General features: G+C 64.3%; 14 protein-coding genes. 13 read left to right on the plus strand and 1 reads right to left on the minus strand.

Going from position 1 to position 17,268, the window contains the following annotated elements; genetic code table 11:
- Position 1 precedes the first annotated feature (1 nt).
- From IFU00_13640 to IFU00_13695, 12 genes are all read left to right on the plus strand, one after another.
- Positions 2–1,171: a phospho-N-acetylmuramoyl-pentapeptide-transferase gene (locus IFU00_13640; protein ID MBD8543322.1), complete on the plus strand. Its 1,170-nt coding sequence runs from the start codon at positions 2–4 to the stop codon at positions 1,169–1,171.
- Entirely contained in the window at positions 1,171–2,664 is a 1,494-nt protein-coding gene (locus IFU00_13645) for a UDP-N-acetylmuramoyl-L-alanine--D-glutamate ligase (GenBank protein MBD8543323.1), read from the plus strand. Before IFU00_13640 ends, IFU00_13645 begins: the two co-directional genes overlap by 1 nt.
- Entirely contained in the window at positions 2,664–3,881 is a 1,218-nt protein-coding gene (gene ftsW, locus IFU00_13650) for a putative lipid II flippase FtsW (protein ID MBD8543324.1), read from the plus strand. The genes IFU00_13645 and ftsW overlap by 1 nt, the downstream gene beginning before the upstream one ends.
- Before the next feature lie 11 nt (positions 3,882–3,892).
- Positions 3,893–4,963, plus strand: coding sequence for an undecaprenyldiphospho-muramoylpentapeptide beta-N-acetylglucosaminyltransferase (gene murG / locus IFU00_13655; protein ID MBD8543325.1), 1,071 nt, complete (start codon positions 3,893–3,895; stop codon positions 4,961–4,963).
- A complete protein-coding gene (locus IFU00_13660) occupies positions 4,960–6,348 on the plus strand; it encodes a UDP-N-acetylmuramate--L-alanine ligase (GenBank protein ID MBD8543326.1) in 1,389 nt (462 codons plus the stop codon). The genes murG and IFU00_13660 overlap by 4 nt, the downstream gene beginning before the upstream one ends.
- Before the next feature lie 2 nt (positions 6,349–6,350).
- The gene (locus IFU00_13665) at positions 6,351–7,340 is read left to right on the plus strand and encodes a D-alanine--D-alanine ligase (GenBank protein MBD8543327.1); all 990 of its coding nucleotides are present in this window, start codon (positions 6,351–6,353) and stop codon (positions 7,338–7,340) included.
- Between the two features lie 5 nt (positions 7,341–7,345).
- A complete protein-coding gene (locus tag IFU00_13670) occupies positions 7,346–8,182 on the plus strand; it encodes a cell division protein FtsQ/DivIB (protein ID MBD8543328.1) in 837 nt (278 codons plus the stop codon).
- A 13-nt stretch (positions 8,183–8,195) separates the two neighbouring features.
- A complete protein-coding gene (gene ftsA / locus IFU00_13675) occupies positions 8,196–9,428 on the plus strand; it encodes a cell division protein FtsA (protein MBD8543329.1) in 1,233 nt (410 codons plus the stop codon).
- A gap of 163 nt (positions 9,429–9,591) precedes the next feature.
- Positions 9,592–10,791, plus strand: coding sequence for a cell division protein FtsZ (ftsZ, locus tag IFU00_13680; GenBank protein ID MBD8543330.1), 1,200 nt, complete (start codon positions 9,592–9,594; stop codon positions 10,789–10,791).
- 126 nt (positions 10,792–10,917) lie between these two features.
- On the plus strand, positions 10,918–11,421 hold the full coding sequence (locus IFU00_13685; GenBank protein MBD8543331.1) for a peroxiredoxin: 504 nt from the start codon (positions 10,918–10,920) through the stop codon (positions 11,419–11,421).
- Positions 11,422–11,664: 243 nt separating this feature from the next.
- Positions 11,665–12,507 (plus strand): DMT family transporter, encoded by an 843-nt coding sequence (locus IFU00_13690; GenBank protein ID MBD8543332.1) that lies wholly within the window; start codon positions 11,665–11,667, stop codon positions 12,505–12,507.
- Between the two features lie 52 nt (positions 12,508–12,559).
- Positions 12,560–13,495: a UDP-3-O-acyl-N-acetylglucosamine deacetylase gene (locus IFU00_13695; protein MBD8543333.1), complete on the plus strand. Its 936-nt coding sequence runs from the start codon at positions 12,560–12,562 to the stop codon at positions 13,493–13,495.
- A 15-nt stretch (positions 13,496–13,510) separates the two neighbouring features.
- Here the strand turns inward: IFU00_13695 and IFU00_13700 are convergent, their stop codons facing one another.
- Positions 13,511–14,002, minus strand: coding sequence for a DUF721 domain-containing protein (locus tag IFU00_13700; protein ID MBD8543334.1), 492 nt, complete (start codon positions 14,000–14,002; stop codon positions 13,511–13,513).
- A gap of 280 nt (positions 14,003–14,282) precedes the next feature.
- On the opposite strand from IFU00_13700, the gene secA reads away from it, so the two are divergent.
- Entirely contained in the window at positions 14,283–17,069 is a 2,787-nt protein-coding gene (secA, locus tag IFU00_13705) for a preprotein translocase subunit SecA (protein ID MBD8543335.1), read from the plus strand.
- Positions 17,070–17,268: the final 199 nt, after the last annotated feature.

Here is a 17,268-nt window from a genome sequence, read left to right on the forward strand (position 1 = left end):
TATGCTTCTCTGGCTCGCACAATACTTTCAGGACTATCTCGGTCCGCTGCGCGTGTTTAATTACCTCACGTTCCGCGCGGTGTTCGCCACCATCACGGCCATCACCATCGGCCTCGTGGCCGGCCCGATCGTCATCCGCAAACTGACCGAACTGAAAGTCGGGCAGGCCGTGCGTACCTACGGCCCGCAAAGCCACCTGACCAAGCACGGCACCCCGACGATGGGCGGCGTGCTGGTCCTGATCGCGATCGGCATCTCGACGCTGCTGTGGTGCGACCTGTCGAACCGCCTGATCTGGCCAGTGCTGGTCGTGACGATGGGCTTTGGCGCCGTCGGCTGGGTCGACGATTACCGCAAGGTGGTCTACAAGGACCCGGAAGGCATGCGCTCGCGCGAAAAATACTTCTGGATGTCGCTGATCGGCATCGCTTCGGCCCTGTACCTGGCATTCTCGGTCTCGGCCGCCAATCCATGGGAAGTCGCGCAACTGTTCTACGCCTGGGTGCAGTCGGGCTTCTCGATGAGCCTGCCGCCAAAGGCCGACCTGATCGTCCCGTTCTTCAAGACCATCAGCTATCCGCTGGGCGTCTGGGGCTTCATCGCGCTGACCTATTGCGTGATCGTCGGTGCGTCCAACGCCGTGAACTTCACCGACGGCCTCGATGGCCTGGCGATCATGCCGACCGTGATGGTCGGCGCGGCCCTGGGCCTGTTCGCGTATCTCACCGGCAGCGTGACGTTCTCGAAATACCTGTTGATCCCGTACATCCCGGGCGCCGGCGAACTGCTGATCTTCTGCGGCGCGATGGCCGGCGCGGGCCTGGCCTTCCTGTGGTTCAACGCGCACCCGGCCCAGATGTTCATGGGCGACGTCGGCGCGCTGGCCCTTGGCGGCGCGCTGGGCACGATCGCCGTCATCGTGCGCCAGGAAATCGTCCTGTTCATCATGGGCGGCGTGTTCGTGGCCGAAACGCTGTCCGTGATCATCCAGGTGACCTGGTTCAAGTATACGAAGAAGCGCTATGGCACCGGCCGCCGCGTGTTTCTGATGGCGCCGCTGCATCACCACTTTGAACAAAAGGGCTGGAACGAAACCAAGGTCGTGGTCCGCTTCTGGATCGTGACCATCGTGCTGATCCTGGTCGGTCTCTCTACACTGAAACTGCGTTAATGAACTACGACGGCAAACTCGCACTGGTACTTGGCCTCGGTGAATCCGGGCTCGCGATGGCGCACTGGCTGGCGCGGGGTGGCGCACGCGTGCGCGTGGCCGATACGCGTGCGGAACCACAACGTCTGCCGGCGCTGCGCGCGGCCGCGCCGGATGCCCAATTCGTCGCCGGCGAATTTGGCGCCGACCTGCTCGATGGCGTCGACTTCGTCGCCGTCAGCCCGGGCCTGGCCCCGGATCGCGAACTGGCCGCCATCATGCCTGCCGCTGCTACCCGCGACATTCCCGTCTGGGGCGAAATCGAACTGTTCGCCCAGGCGCTGGCGCAGCTGCGCGAGAAGAGCGGCTATGCACCGAAAGTCATCGCGATCACGGGCACCAACGGCAAGACGACGGTGACGAGCCTAACGGGCCTGCTGTGCCGCCGCGCGGGGTTGACCACGCGCGTGGCTGGCAATATCAGCCCGGCCGCGCTGGACGTGCTGCGCGAGTCGATCGATGCGAACGAATTGCCGCAAGCCTGGGTGCTGGAGTTGTCCAGCTTCCAGCTGCATACAACATTCAGTCTCAATGCCGACGCTGCGACGGTGCTGAACCTGACGCAGGATCACCTCGACTGGCACGGCACGATGGATGCCTATGCAGCCGACAAGGCGCGCATCTTCGGGCCTGATACCGTGCGCGTCCTGAATCGCGACGATGCGCGCGTGATGCGCATGGCGGTCGATGCGCCGCTGTTCACCTTCGGCACCGATGAACCGAAGGACGCCGACAGCTTCGGCCTGATCGACGAGCGCGGCGTGCTGTGGCTGGCCAATGCGGTTGCGGGCGAGGCAAGTGACAAGAAACTCAAACGCGGTGAAATCCGCGAACAGGTCGACGCCATCGTGGGCCGCCTGATGCCGGCCGATGCGCTGAAGATTCGCGGCCTGCACAATGCCGCCAATGCACTGGCCGCGCTGGCCCTGTGCCGCGCCTGCGGCCTGCCGCTGGCGCCGCTGCTGCACGGCCTGCGCGAGTATGCGGGCGAGCCGCACCGCGTCGAGCTGGTGGCCACCATCGACGGCGTCGACTATTACGACGACAGCAAGGGCACCAATGTCGGCGCCACCGTCGCTGCGCTGCAGGGCCTGGGCAAGGCCTTTGCTGGCGCCGACCAGCAGATCCTGCTGATCGCCGGTGGCGACGGCAAGGGGCAGGACTTTTCGCCGCTGGCCCAGCCCGTGGCGGCATATGCCCGCGCCGTGCTGCTGATCGGCCGCGATGCGCCCGCCGTGCGCGCCGCGATCGATGCGACCGGCGTGCCGGCGTTCGACCTCGACGACTTGCCGCAGGCCGTGCGCCGCGCGGCCGGTTTGGCGCGTTCCGGGGACGCAGTGCTCCTGTCCCCAGCGTGCGCCAGCCTGGACATGTTCACCAATTACGCGCACCGCGCACAGGTGTTCGTCGACACCGTGCGCGACATCGCACTCGATAAAGGGCAGGAGATCTGATGGCCTTCCAGCTGCCCTTCAAGTTTTCCGGCAACGCCGTCGACGCCACTGTCGACGGGCGCAGCCGGCCGTCGAAAATGATGGATTACGACCAGCCGCTGGTCTGGGTCACGCTGCTCCTGATGCTGTTCGGGATGGTGATGGTGTACTCGGCGTCGATCGCGCTGCCCGATTCGCCGAAATTCCGCTATCTGCAGGACCGCAACGAATACTTCCTGTACCGCCAGGCGGTCTACATCCTCGTCTCGATGGTGGCGGCGGCCGTCGTGTTCCGCGTGCCGATCGCGGTCTGGCAGCGCCATGCGCCGATGATCTTCATCGGCACGCTGGTGCTGCTGGTGCTGGTCCTGATTCCGGGCCTGGGCGTGTCGGTCAACGGCGCGCGCCGCTGGCTGTCGCTGAAGGTATTCATGGTGCAGCCGTCCGAAATCATGAAGATCGCCGTGGTGCTGTACGCGGCCGACTTCACGGTGAGGAAGCAAGAGTACATGCACAAGCTGACCAAGGGCTTCGTGCCGATGGTCGTGGCCATTGGCCTGGTGGGGGGCCTGCTGCTGATGGAGCCGGATCTGGGCGCCTTCGGCGTGATCGTCTGCATCGCAATGGGCATCCTGTTCCTGGGCGGGATCAACATCATCTGGTTCGGCGGCATCGGCGCGCTGCTGGTCGTGATCTTCAGCGCGATCATCGCGCTCTCGCCATTTCGCCGTGCGCGCATGTTCGCTTACCTGAACCCGTGGGAAGAGGGCAATGCGCTGGATAAGGCGTATCAGCTGACGCACTCGCTGATCGCGTTCGGTCGCGGCGAATTCTTTGGCGTGGGCCTGGGCGGCTCGGTCGAAAAGCTGTTCTACCTGCCCGAAGCGCATACCGACTTCATCATGGCGGTCATCGGGGAAGAACTGGGCCTGGTCGGCGTGCTGGTCGTGGTGGCGATGTTCTACTGGCTCGTCAAGCGCGCCTTCGACATCGGCCGCCAGGCGATCGCGCTCGAACAGGTATTCGCCGGCCTGGCCGCGAAAGGCATCGGTATCTGGATCGGCGTGCAGACCTTCATCAATATGGGCGTGAACCTGGGCCTGTTGCCAACCAAGGGCCTGACCTTGCCGCTGATGAGCTTTGGCGGTTCGGGCGTGCTGTTCAACTGCGTCGGCCTGGCGATCCTGCTGCGCATCGATTACGAAAATCGCGTGCGCATGCGCGGAGGCCGCACATGACCAAGAAGCTGATGATCATGGCCGCCGGCACCGGTGGCCACATCTTCCCCGGTATCGCAATCGCGCAGACAATGCGCGCGCGCGGCTGGGACGTGAGCTGGCTGGGCACCGCTCACGGCATGGAAACCGATCTGGTGCCGAAAGCCGGCATCGCGATGGACACGATCGACTTCGCCGGCCTGCGCGGCAAGGGCCTGGCGCACACCATCAAGGGCGCGTTCAAGATGGCGGCCGCGTTTGCGACCTGCCGGCGCTACCTGGCTGCGCGTCGGCCGGACGTCGTGCTGGGCATGGGCGGTTACGTGACGGTGCCGGGCGGCATGATGGCGCGCGCCGCCGGCGTTCCGCTGGCCCTGATCAATGCCGACGCCGCGCTGCTGCTGTCGAACAAGACGCTCACGCCGCTGGCGCAGCGCGTGCTGTTCGGCTTCCCGGCCGATTTCGGCAAGGCGGCCGGCAAGGCCGTCGTCACGGGCAATCCGGTGCGCCAGCAGATCCTCGATCTGCCAGCGCCCGCCGAACGCTTCGCCGGCCGCACCGGCGTGCTGCGCGTGCTGGTCGTTGGCGGCAGCCTGGGCGCCAAGGTGCTCAACGATGGCGTGCCGGCGGCCCTGAGCCTGATCGACCCGGCGGCACGGCCGATCGTCACGCACCAGTCGGGCAAGAAGAATATCGATGCGCTGCGCGCCGCGTATGCACAGGCTGGCGTGCAGGCCAATGTGGTCGACTTCATCGACAATATGGCGGCGGCGTACGCCGACGCCGATCTGGTGATCTGCCGCGCCGGCGCGATCACGGTGTCCGAACTGACGGCGGCCGGCGTGGCCAGCGTGCTGGTGCCGTTCGTGGCCAGCACCACCAGCCACCAGCGCGACAACGCGATCTGGATGGACGGGCAAGGCGCGGCCGTGCACCTGCCGCAAGGTGAACTGAATCCGCAGCGACTGAAAAGTCTGCTGCAAACGACGCGCGAGCAGTGCCTGGTCATGGCGCAGGCGGCAGCGCGCGTCGGCCAGCGCGACGCCAATGAGGCGATCGCGCGCGAACTCGAACAACTGGCAGCAAGGGTAAAAGCAGCATGAAACACAAGATCAAGAACATCCACTTCGTGGGCATCGGCGGCAGCGGCATGAGCGGCATCGCCGAAGTGCTGCTCAATCTCGGCTACCAGGTGTCGGGCTCGGACCTGGGCAGCAATACCGCCAGCCAGCGCCTGGCCGACCTGGGCGCGACCGTGCACCTGGGCCACCACGAAGACAATGTGGCGGGCGCGGACGTCGTCGTGACCTCGACCGCCGTGAACGAAGCCAACCCGGAAGTGGTTGCGGCGCGCGCAAATAAAGTGCCGGTGGTGCCGCGTGCGATCATGCTGGGCGAATTGATGCGCCTGAAGCGCGGCATCGCGATTGCGGGCACGCACGGCAAGACGACGACCACCAGCCTGGTCGCATCGGTGCTGGCGCAGGGCGGGCTCGATCCGACCTTCGTCATCGGTGGCCGCCTGACTGCCGCCGGCGCCAATGCGGCGCTGGGCAGCGGTGACTACATCGTGGCCGAAGCCGATGAATCGGATGCGTCGTTCCTGAACCTGTCGCCGATGATCGAAGTGATCACGAACATCGACGCCGATCACATGGAAACCTACGAGCACGACTTCGAGAAACTCAAGAGCGCGTTTGTCAATTTCACGCACCGCCTGCCGTTCTACGGCCGCGTGATGCTGTGCATCGACGACAAGCACGTGCGCGAGATCCTGCCGCAGGTGACCAAGCCGGTTACCACCTACGGCTTTTCGGAAGAAGCCGAAGTGCGCGCGCTGGATGCGTACGCCGATGGTACGCACATGCACTTCACCGTGCGCCAGGAAGGCTATGCCGACACCAAGTTCGTGCTGAACCAGCCCGGCATGCACAACGTGCTCAATGCCTGCTCGGCGATTGCCATCGCGCGCGAAATCGGCATCGACGATGCTGCCACCGCCCAGGGCCTGCTGGAGTTCCGCGGCGTGGGCCGCCGCTTCACGCGCTACGGCGACGTGGCGCTGGCGTCCGGCGGCAGCTTCACGCTGGTCGACGACTTCGGCCACCACCCGGTGGAAACCGAAGTCACGCTGGCCGCGGCGCGCGCCGCCTACCCGGGCCGGCGCCTCGTGCTGGCCTTCCAGCCGCACCGCTACAGCCGCACGCGCGACCTGTTCGAAGACTTCGTCAAGGTGCTGGCCACGCCGGACGTGCTGCTGCTGGCCGACGTGTATCCGGCCGGCGAAGCGCCGATCGTGGCCGCTGACGGCCGCGCGCTGGCGCGTGCACTGCGCACGTCCAGCAAGATCGAACCGATCTTCGTCGAGTCGATCGCCGACATGCGCGACGCCATCCTGAACGTGGCGCGCGACGGCGACGTCGTGCTGACGATGGGCGCCGGCTCGATCAGCGGCATTCCGCAACAACTGACCAACGCGAAAGGCTGAGCATGACGACGACCATTCAACTTCTCGATGCCACCGTCTTCGGCAAGGTCGGCGTCCTGTTCGGCGGCCGCTCGGCCGAGCGCGAAATCTCGCTTATTTCAGGCAGCGGCGTGCTGCAGGCCCTGAAAAGCCGCGGCATCGATGCGCACCCGTTCGATCCGGGCACGCACAGCCTGGCCGACCTGGCTGCGCAGGGTTTTGATCGCGTGTTCATCGCGCTGCACGGCCGCTATGGCGAAGACGGCAGCCTGCAGGGCGCCCTCGAGCAGCTGGGCATTCCGTACACCGGCAGCGGCGTGATGGCCTCGAGCGTCGGCATGGACAAGATCACCACCAAGAAGCTGTGGCTGATGGAAGGCGTGCCAACGCCAAAATACGCGACGGTCGACGCCGATACCGACCTGGATGCGCTGGTCGCCGAACTGGGCCTGCCGCTGATTGTCAAGCCGCCGCTCGAAGGCTCGAGCATCGGCATCACCAAGGTCCTTGAGCGTGACCAGCTGGCCGACGCGATCGCGCTCGTGGCCAGCATGGACGACGCGGTGCTGGCCGAGCAGTTCGTGACCGGCCGTGAATTCACGGTCGCCGTGCTGGGGCAGGGCGCCGCCGCCCGCGCGCTGCCGATCGTCGAGATCGTCGCGCCCGAAGGCAAGTACGACTACCAGAACAAGTACTTCACCGACGACACGCAATACCACTGCCCGGCGCCGCTGCCCGACGAACTGACGCAGGAGATCCAGCGTCATGCGGTGAACGCCTACCGCGCGATCGGTTGCGAAGGCTGGGGCCGCGTTGACGTGCTGGTGCGCGAGAGCGACATGCGGCCGTTCCTGCTCGAGGTGAACACGTCCCCGGGCATGACGACGCACTCGCTGGTGCCGATGGCGGCGCGCGCGGTGGGCATCGGCTACGAAGACCTGTGCGTCGAGATCCTGCGTTCGGCCCGGCTCAAGATGGGCAACCGGGGTGCGAAACCCGACGTGAAGGACTGAGCGCAATGTGGCATGACGTCCGCTCCCTCAATGCAACCGCCAGCTTCCTGACGGCGCTGACGGTGCTCGCCGCGCTGGTGACCGGCGTCTGGTGGCTGTCGCAGCGCCCGATGTTCGCACTGGGCTCGGTGACGGTGGAGAGCATGTACGGGATCGACCTGAAACACGTGAACGAACTGACCGTGCGCAACGGCGTGGTCGGTAAAATTCGCGGCAACTTCTTTACCGCCGACCTGGAACAGGTGCGCGCGACGTTCGAGACCGTGCCCTGGGTACGCCGCGCCACGGTGCGCCGCGAATGGCCCAATGCGCTGGTGGTCGAAGTCGAAGAGCACGAGGCGCTCGGCACCTGGGGCGACGAAGGCCGCCTGCTGTCGGTCAAGGGCGACGTGTTTACGGCCAATATTGCCGAAGCCGACGATGAACAGACGCTCCCGGAGTTCGATGGACCGGTGGGCAGCGAGAAGGATGTGCTGGCGCGCTTCAATGAACTGCGCACGGCGTTTGCCAAGGTGGCGCTGGTGCCGCACGCGTTGTCGCTATCGAATCGCTATGCATGGACCGTGAAGCTGGATAATGGCATGAGCGTCGAACTGGGACGCGAACAGGATCGCAACACGTTGAACAAGCGCGTCGCGCGTCTGGTCGGCGTGTACCCGCAGCTGGTGGCCCGGCTGCAGGAGGGCCGTATCGATACGATCGATATGCGCTATCCGAACGGACTGGCCTTGTCGTCGGCGGCGCTGAACGTGCCGCTGGATGCGACGAAGCCGGTCAAGGCAGCCAAGAAACCCAAAGCCGCACCGAATACAAAAACCAATACAACAACCAAGCAAATCTGAGCAGGCTACAGCAATGACAAAAGACGCGAAAAACCTGATCGTCGGTCTCGACATCGGCACCTCCAAGGTGGTGGCCGTGGTCGCCGAAGTGATGTCCGACGGACGCCACGAGGTGATCGGGCTGGGTCAGCACGAGTCCAGGGGATTGAAGAAAGGCGTGGTCGTCAACATCGAGGCCACCGTCGAATCGATCCAGCGCGCGCTGGAAGAGGCCGAGCTGATGGCGGATTGCAAGATCCGCAACGTCTACGCCGGCATCGCCGGCAGCCATATCCGTTCGTTCAATTCGAGCGGGATGGTGGCGATCAAGGAGAAAGAAGTCACGGCGACCGACGTGGCGCGCGTGATCGAGACGGCCAAGGCAGTGAACATCCCGACCGACCAGCAATTGCTGCACACGGTGCCGCAGGAATTCATCGTCGACAACCAGGAAGACGTGCGCGAGCCGATCGGCATGAGCGGCATCCGCCTCGAAGTGCGGGTGCACATTGTCACCGGTGCGGTCTCTGCGGTACAAAACATTGTAAAGTGCGTGCGCCGCTGCGGTCTCGAGGTCTCGGACCTGATCCTGCAGCCGATGGCGTCCGCCGACGCGGTGCTGACGGTCGACGAGAAAGAACTGGGCGTGGTGCTGATCGACATCGGCGGCGGCACCACCGACATCGCGGTGTTCTCGGATGGCGCGATCCGCCACACGGCCGTGATCCCGATCGCGGGTGACCAGATCACCAGCGACATCGCGATGGCCTTGCGCACGCCGACCGGCGAAGCCGAAGATATCAAGATCCGCTACGGCGTGGCCAAGCAGGTGCTGGCCGACCCGGGCGAGACACTCGAAGTGCCAGGTCTCGGTGACCGCGGCCCGCGCGCCCTGTCGCGCCAGGCTTTGGCGGCCGTGATCGAGCCCCGGGTGGAGGAGCTGTTCGCGATGGTGCACCAGGCCGTGCGCGAATCGGGCTACGAAGGCGTGCTGTCGTCCGGCATCGTCCTGACTGGCGGCAGCGCAATCATGCCCGGCATGATCGAAATGGCGGAAGACATCTTCCTCAAACCGGCACGCCTCGGCACGCCGGACTACCGCGGGCAATTGGCCGATGTGGTGCGCAGCCCCCGCTACGCCACCGTGCTTGGCTTGCTGCTCGAAGCAAAGAAACAGTACCTGCGCGGACACATCGTCACGCGCCAGGATGGTTCGGTGAAGGCAGTCTGGCAGCGCATGAAGGAGTGGATCGCGGGGAACTTCTGACGCACATGCAATCGCACTAGCACTTGGTAACAAATTAGGTAGCGAAATTTCATCACGAATTACAGTTTTTTACATACAATCGCAGATACCGGTTTGAGGCGGCGAACCAGATACGCACAGGCCTCGTTCCCGTAACTGCACTTTGAAAATTAGGGAGCACATCATGGAGTTCGATATGGTCGATAACGCAGCACTGGGGACCGTGATCAAGGTCGTGGGCGTCGGTGGCGCCGGCGGCAACGCGGTTCAGCACATGATCAATAAAGGTGTATCCGGTGTCGAGTTCATCGCCGCGAACACGGATGCGCAAGCGCTGGCCGTATCGAGCGCCGGCAACATCATCCAGATCGGTGATTCGGGCCTGGGCGCAGGGATGCGTCCTGAAGTCGGTCGCCAGCTCGCCGAACAATCGCGCTCGCGCATCGAAGACGCACTGCGCGGCGCGCACATGGTCTTCATCGCAGCCGGCATGGGCGGTGGCACCGGTACCGGCGCCGCACCGATCGTGGCCGAAGTGGCCAAGTCGATGGGCGCCCTGACCGTCGCTGTCGTCTCCAAGCCGTTCTCGTACGAAGGCCAGAAGTGCATGGACGTGGCCGAAGCGGGCCTCGAAGAACTGACCAAGCACGTCGACTCCCTGATCGTCATCCTGAACGAAAAGCTCGAAGACATCTACGAAGACGAAAGCATGCTTGACTGGATGCAGCACGCCGACGATGTGCTCAACAACGCGGTGGCCGGTATCGCCGAGATCATCAACGTGCCGGGCCATATTAACGTCGACTTCAACGACGTCAAGACGATCATGGGCGAGCAGGGCAAGGCCATGATGGGCACCGCGACCGCCGCCGGCGTCGACCGCGCACGCATCGCCGCCGAGCAGGCTGTCGCTTCGCCGCTGCTCGACGGTATCGACCTGTCGGGCGCCAAGGGCGTGCTGGTCAACGTGACCGCAAGCCGTGGCCTGAAAGGTAAAGAGATCAAGGAAGTCATGGCCGCCGTGCGCGCCTTCGCCGCGCCGGATGCGTCGATCGCACAGGGTATCGCTTACGACGACTCGATGGGCGACGAGATCCGCGTGACCGTGGTCGCAACGGGCCTGGGCAAGAACAAGAAGTCGATCCAGCTGGTCCAGCCGCAGCAAGTGATGCGCACCGGTACCTACGACGCGCCAGTGATGCAGGGCGCCGCAGCGGTGGCCGGTGGCCTGACCGCCGGCAAGGCCAGCGCCGACGCGCTGGGCGGCATGAAGCAGCCGGCCGTGTGGCGCCGCGAGCAGGCATCCGAGCAGGTGCAGGCAATGCAGCGCAATGGCGTCGAGACCTACGACATTCCGGCGTTCCTGCGCAAGCAGGCGGACTGAGTTTTGGCATGACGGCTGGCGCGAGCCAGCCGCCGTTGAAAGGGCCGGCGTGAGCTGGCCCTTTTTACGTTCGGGGCCGGGATCGGCGATAATGGCCGGATTCACACAACCTTCACAGGAGCGAACATGAGCATCCAGATTGGCGAACGCCTGCCCGACGGCACGCTGGCCGAATTCATCGAGAACGAAACCGCAGGCTGCAGCCTGGGCCCGAACACGTTCCAGGTCGCCGATCTGGTCAAGGGCAAGAAGATCGTCATCTTCGGCCTGCCAGGCGCGTTCACGCCGGGTTGCTCGGTGCAGCACGTGCCGGGCTATGTCAAGCATGCTGACGCGCTGAAAGCCAAGGGCGTCGATGAAATCTGGTGCATCTCGGTCAACGACGCGTTCGTGATGGGCGCCTGGGGCCGCGACCAGAAAGCCACCGGCATCGTGCGCATGATGGCCGACGGTAACGCCACGTTCACCAAGGCGCTGGGCCTGGACAACGACTACTCGGCCCACGGCATGGGCGTGCGCTCGAAGCGCTACGCGATGCTGGTCGACGACGGCGTGGTCAAGACGCTGGACCTCGACGCCAAGGGCGTCGAAGCGTCGAGCGCCGAAGCGATGCTGGAAAAGCTGGGCTGATTTTTGTTGCAACGACCGGCGCGGCATCCAGCTGGCCGTAGGGTGGATGGCTGTGCCATCCACGCGTTCAGATCAAGCTGATTTTGTGGCGCGTTGAGGTTCGTTGGATGCGTGGGCGGGAAAACCCGTCCACCCTACGCCCCCCCATGACAAACGGCGCCGCGGCGCCGTTTTTTTATCACTGCCAACAAGGAACGCCGCACCGTGAAGCGCCCATCCGGAAACCTGTACAGCATCTACGCGATGCTGCTCGCCGTCTTCATGTTCGCGCTGATGGACACGGCCATGAAGCTGCTGTCGGCGCGCTATCCGGCGCTGCAGGTGGCCGCATTGCGCGCTATCTGTTCGCTGCCCCTGATTGCCCTGTACGTGGCCTGGCGCGGGGCGTTTGCCGGCATCTTCCGGGTGCGCTGGCCGATGCACCTGCTGCGCGCCGGGCTGGGCATCCTGATGCTGGCGCTGTTCGCCTTCGGCCTGCAGAAGCTGTCGCTGGCCGAAGCCTATTCGATCTTCTTCATCGCACCGGCCCTGATCACGGCCTTGTCGGTCCTGCTGCTGCGCGAGCGCGTCGACCTGGCGCGCTGGGTCGCCATTGGCGTGGGGCTGATTGGCGTACTGGTCGTGCTGCGCCCCAGCGGCGCGGGCTTCCTGACGGTGGGCGGCCTGGCGGTGCTGGGGTCGGCCGCCTGCTACGCCGTCTCGGCGATCACGGTGCGGGTGCTGTCACGGACCGACCGCAGCGAACACACGGTGTTCTGGCTGATGGTGCTGATCGCCATTGGCGCCGGCGCCCTGGCGGCGCCCGACTGGGTGCCGCTGTCGGCCCGTGAAATCCCGATCCTGTGCGGCCTGGCGGTGTCGGGTTTCATCGGCCAGCTGGCGATCACCGAAGCGTTTTCGCGCGGTGAAGCGTCGAGCGTGGCGCCATTCGAATATTCAGCCCTGGCCTGGGGCGTGGGCCTGGACTGGCTGCTGTGGCGCGCGCTGCCCGACAGCTACACGTTGCTGGGCGCAGCGATCATCATCGGCAGCGGCCTGTATCTGATCCGCCATGAGAAAGAGCACGTCGAAGCCGAGCATCCCTGAGGAGCAGGGGAGGGGCGCAGCAGCGCCGGAGACGCTGGGCTATAATCGATCCATGCTGAAACAACGAACCATCAAGGAACTGGTCCGCGCCACGGGCGTCGGACTGCACTCGGGCCGCAAGGTCGAACTCACGCTGCGCCCGGCCGGTCCGGACACGGGCATCGTGTTTCGCCGGGTCGATCTCGACCCGATCGTGTCCATTCCCAGCTCCGCGCACGTCGTGGGCGACACGCGCATGGCGTCGGTCCTGATCAAGGACGATGCGCGCGTCTCGACTGTCGAACACGTGATGTCGGCCTGCGCCGGCCTGGGCATCGATAATCTCGTCATCGACGTGACGGCCGAGGAAATCCCGATCATGGACGGTTCGGCATCGTCGTTCGTGTTCCTGCTGCAGCAGGCCGGCGTGCAAGAGCAGTCGTCGGCCCGCAAGTTCATCCGCGTGCTGAAGGACGTCGAAGTGCGCCAGGGCAGCGGCGCGAACGAAAAGTGGGCGCGCCTGTCGCCGCACAATGGCTACAAGCTCGACTTCTTCATCGAATTCAATCATCCGGCGGTCGATGGCACGATGCAGCGCGCGAGCGTGGACTTCGGCGACATCACCTATGTGCGCGACGTGGCGCGTGCGCGCACGTTCGGCTTCATGCAGGACGTGGAGAGCCTGCGCGGCATGGGCCTGGCGCGCGGCGGCTCGTTCGAGAACGCGATCGTGATGGATGAATACCGCATCCTGAATGCCGACGGCCTGCGCTACGAAGATGAATTCGTGCGCCACAAGATCCTCGACGCGATTGGCGACTTGTATTTGGTGGGCCATCCGCTGTTGGCCAGCTACACGGCCCACAAGTCGGGCCACGCACTCAACAACGACCTGCTGCGCGCCTTGCTGGCGCAGCCGGATTCGTACGAGATCGTCAGCTTCGATGCGCTCGATACAGCGCCGCCGTCGTACGTCAAGCAGATGACGCGGGAGTGGGCGCAGAGCTGATCCCGGCGCTGCCGTCTATCTTCTTTTTGCCGCCAGCGCCCTGAGCGCTGCCACCAGGTCGTGATTGTGCTTGTCGTCCGGCAGTGACGCAGCCAGTTCCTCGAACGCGCGCACCGCTGTCGGCGGCAGCTCCAGCGTGCGCATCTCGGGTTTGTCGGGCAGCGCGCGCGTGACCTGCACCTTGATGCGGGTCGATTCTACCTGCCAGCCGCGCCCGATGAGTGTGCTCTGCAGCTTGGGGAGCATCTGCTTGAGCCGCGCCGCCAGCGCCGAGCTGGGCACGGCCAGAATCAATACCCCTTCCTGGAACGACAGCACATCGCAGTTGTGAAACACGGCCGGCAGCGCCGCGGCGCAGTCGGCCTGCAGGCGCGCCATGCGCGTGATGGCCGGCATCAGGCTGGCCAGGCGGTCGTTCGAGCGCAGGAAGTCGGTGGCGGCGTGCGAGGTCTGCCGGTTCTTGGTGCCGAAGATATGGACCGGGCGCTTTGGGGGAGGTTGCTGCATGCTCGGAACATACCACAGCGCGCGGCAGATGGGGAAACCCCGGCGCAGCGTCGGCTTCCGGGCAATGCAGGGTGGGATTTTGCACGCCATACGAGGCAGTCTGATAACGTTTCTGTCCCTGCGGGACTTGTTATCCTGCCCACGATCCCCAAGTGTGGCCGAATCGCATGATAAAATCAGTGGTTATTTGCCTAACGCGGTCTTTGGTGAAATCTGTTTGATATCATCTTGGCTCCCTCATTGGCGTCTATTGCGGCGTATTTAATACTAGAAACCAAGCATGTCATTCCTGACCCAGATTTTCGGCAGTCGCAACCAGCGACTGCTCAAGCAATATCAAAAGACCGTGCGTGTCATCAACGCGCTCGAGCCACAGATGGAGCAGCTCTCGGACGCGGAACTGCAAGCCAAGACGCCTGAATTCAAGGACCGGCTGGCCAAGGGCACGACCCTCGACGAGATCCTGCCGGAAGCATTCGCCGTCTGCCGTGAAGCGGCCAAGCGCGTGATGAAGATGCGCCACTTCGACGTGCAGCTGATCGGCGGCATGGTCCTGCACCAAGGCAAGATCGCGGAGATGGGCACGGGCGAGGGCAAGACCCTGATGGCCACGCTGCCGGTCTACCTGAACGGCTTGTCGGGCAAGGGCGTGCACGTCATTACCGTCAACGATTACCTGGCGCAGCGCGATGCCGACCAGATGGGCGAACTGTACGGCTGGCTGGGCCTGACGACCGGTGTCAACCTGTCGCAGCTCGACCACGACAGCAAGCAGAAAGCCTACAGCTCGGACATCACGTACGGCACCAACAACGAATTCGGCTTCGACTACCTGCGCGACAACATGGTCTACGACCTGCGCGAGCGCGTCCAGCGCGGCCTGAATTTCTCGGTGGTCGATGAAGTCGACTCGATCCTGATCGATGAAGCGCGTACGCCGCTCATCATCTCGGGCCAGGCCGAGAACCACACCGACCTGTACATCCGCCTGAACGCGGTGCCGCCGCAGCTGGTCCAGCAGATCGGCGAAGAAACCCCGGACGGCAAGGGCAAGATCGAAGTCCCGGGCGACTACCTGAAGGACGAAAAAGCGCACACCGTGCTGCTGACCGAATCGGGCCACGAGCACGCCGAAGCGATCCTGACCGAGATGGGCCTGCTGCCTGAAGGCGCGTCGCTGTACGACGCCGGCAACATCACGCTGATCCACCACCTGTACGCGGCGTTGCGCGCCCACGTCCTGTACCACAAGGACCAGCACTACGTGGTGCAGAACAATGAAGTCGTGATCGTCGACGAATTCACCGGCCGCCTGATGACGGGCCGCCGCTGGTCGGATGGCCTGCACCAGGCCGTCGAAGCGAAAGAGGGCGTGCGCATCCAGAACGAGAACCAGACGCTGGCCTCGATCACGTTCCAGAACTATTTCCGCATGTACGGCAAGCTGGCCGGCATGACCGGTACCGCCGATACCGAAGCGTTCGAATTCCAGGAAATCTACGGGCTCGAAACCGTCGTCGTCCCGCCGAACCGGCTGTCGCAGCGCAAGGACCGCCAGGATCAGGTCTACAAGACGTCCGACGAGAAGTACAACGCGATGGTCATGGACATCCGCGATTGCTACGAGCGCGGCCAGCCGGTCCTGGTGGGCACCACCTCGATCGAGAACTCCGAACTGCTGTCAGGCATCCTGACCAAGGCTAACCTGCCGCACAACGTCCTGAACGCGAAGCAGCACGCACGCGAAGCGGAAATCGTCGCGCAGGCGGGCCGTCCCAAGATGATCACCATCGCCACCAATATGGCCGGCCGTGGTACCGACATCGTCCTGGGCGGTAATATGGGCAAGCAGATCCAGCTCATCGAAGCCGATAGCAACCTGACCCCTGAGCAAAAAGCCGCCCAGTCGCAGACGCTGCGCGACGAGTGGCAATCGCTGCATGACCACGTGGTCAATGCCGGCGGCCTGCACATCATCGGCACCGAGCGCCACGAATCGCGCCGCGTCGACAACCAGCTGCGCGGCCGTTCGGGCCGTCAGGGCGATCCAGGTTCGTCCCGCTTCTACCTGTGCCTGGACGACGCGCTGCTGCGCATCTTCGCGGGCGATCGCGTGCGCGCGATCATGGACCGCCTGAAGATGCCGGAAGGCGAACCGATCGAAGCGGGCATCGTCTCGCGCTCGATCGAGTCGGCCCAGCGCAAGGTCGAGGCCCGCAACTTTGACGTGCGCAAGCAATTGCTGGAGTACGACGACGTCGCCAACGACCAGCGCAAGGTGATCTACACCCAGCGTAACGAACTGCTCGAAGCGACCGACATCAGCGAGATGATCAATTCGCTGCGCGTGGGCGTGTTCACCGACCAGGTGCGCCTCCATGTACCGGCCGAATCGGTCGAAGAACAGTGGGACGTCAAGACGCTGGAAACGACGCTGGCGGGCGAGTGGAGCCTGAACGTGCCGCTGCAGCAGATGTTGCAGGACGAGCCGAACCTGAACGACGACGACCTGCTCGAGCGCGTGCTGACGGCGGCGGAAACGTCGTACAACAGCAAGGTCGGCATCGTGGGCCGCGAATCGTTCGGTGGTTTCGAGCGCAACGTCATGCTGCAAAGCGTCGACACCCACTGGCGTGAACACCTCGCAGCGCTGGATCACCTGCGCCAGGGTATCCACCTGCGCGGCTACGCACAGAAGAACCCGAAGCAGGAATACAAGCGCGAAGCGTTCGAGCTGTTCTCGAACATGCTGGACCTGATCAAGAACGAAGTGATCCGCACCGTTATGACAGTGCACATCCAGTCGCGTGAAGAAGTCGAAGCAGCCGAAGCGGCAATGGCGGCGCAGGCGGCCCAGCTCGAGAACGTCAACTACCAGCACGCCGACTACAACCCGTCGGCCGCGCCGGAAGAACTGTTCAATCCGAACCCGAACAAGGGTGGCGAAGGCGACGCGGTCTCGGCCGAAGACCACAGCAGCTACATGGGCGTGAAGGTCGGTCGTAACGATCCATGCCCTTGCGGCAGCGGCAAGAAGTTCAAGCAGTGCCACGGCAAGCTGGCGTAAGCGCAGATTGCAAGTAGCATGTAAAGGCGGCCGGGGAAACCCGGCCGTTTTTCATTGGCGGCGCTGATATTCCGGCGGTCTGGCTGGCGTAGGGTGGACGGCTATGCCGTCCACGCGGTGATCGTTATCGGTTGCTACCACGAACGGCCCTTCGTTTTATTGCCGGATGACCGGGCGGCCAACCATCACCGCGTGGACG

The organism is Oxalobacteraceae sp. CFBP 8761 (assembly GCA_014841595.1).
Lineage (GTDB): Bacteria > Pseudomonadota > Gammaproteobacteria > Burkholderiales > Burkholderiaceae_D > Telluria.

Coding starts and splice junctions, on each gene's coding strand:
- IFU00_13640 (MBD8543322.1), top strand. CDS start 2: ATGCTTCTCTGGCTCGCACAATACTTTCAGGACTATCTCGGTCCGCTG.
- IFU00_13645 (MBD8543323.1), top strand. CDS start 1,171: ATGAACTACGACGGCAAACTCGCACTGGTACTTGGCCTCGGTGAATCC.
- ftsW (MBD8543324.1), top strand. CDS start 2,664: ATGGCCTTCCAGCTGCCCTTCAAGTTTTCCGGCAACGCCGTCGACGCC.
- murG (MBD8543325.1), top strand. CDS start 3,893: ATGATCATGGCCGCCGGCACCGGTGGCCACATCTTCCCCGGTATCGCA.
- IFU00_13660 (MBD8543326.1), top strand. CDS start 4,960: ATGAAACACAAGATCAAGAACATCCACTTCGTGGGCATCGGCGGCAGC.
- IFU00_13665 (MBD8543327.1), top strand. CDS start 6,351: ATGACGACGACCATTCAACTTCTCGATGCCACCGTCTTCGGCAAGGTC.
- IFU00_13670 (MBD8543328.1), top strand. CDS start 7,346: ATGTGGCATGACGTCCGCTCCCTCAATGCAACCGCCAGCTTCCTGACG.
- ftsA (MBD8543329.1), top strand. CDS start 8,196: ATGACAAAAGACGCGAAAAACCTGATCGTCGGTCTCGACATCGGCACC.
- ftsZ (MBD8543330.1), top strand. CDS start 9,592: ATGGAGTTCGATATGGTCGATAACGCAGCACTGGGGACCGTGATCAAG.
- IFU00_13685 (MBD8543331.1), top strand. CDS start 10,918: ATGAGCATCCAGATTGGCGAACGCCTGCCCGACGGCACGCTGGCCGAA.
- IFU00_13690 (MBD8543332.1), top strand. CDS start 11,665: ATGCTGCTCGCCGTCTTCATGTTCGCGCTGATGGACACGGCCATGAAG.
- IFU00_13695 (MBD8543333.1), top strand. CDS start 12,560: ATGCTGAAACAACGAACCATCAAGGAACTGGTCCGCGCCACGGGCGTC.
- IFU00_13700 (MBD8543334.1), bottom strand. CDS start 14,002: ATGCAGCAACCTCCCCCAAAGCGCCCGGTCCATATCTTCGGCACCAAG.
- secA (MBD8543335.1), top strand. CDS start 14,283: ATGTCATTCCTGACCCAGATTTTCGGCAGTCGCAACCAGCGACTGCTC.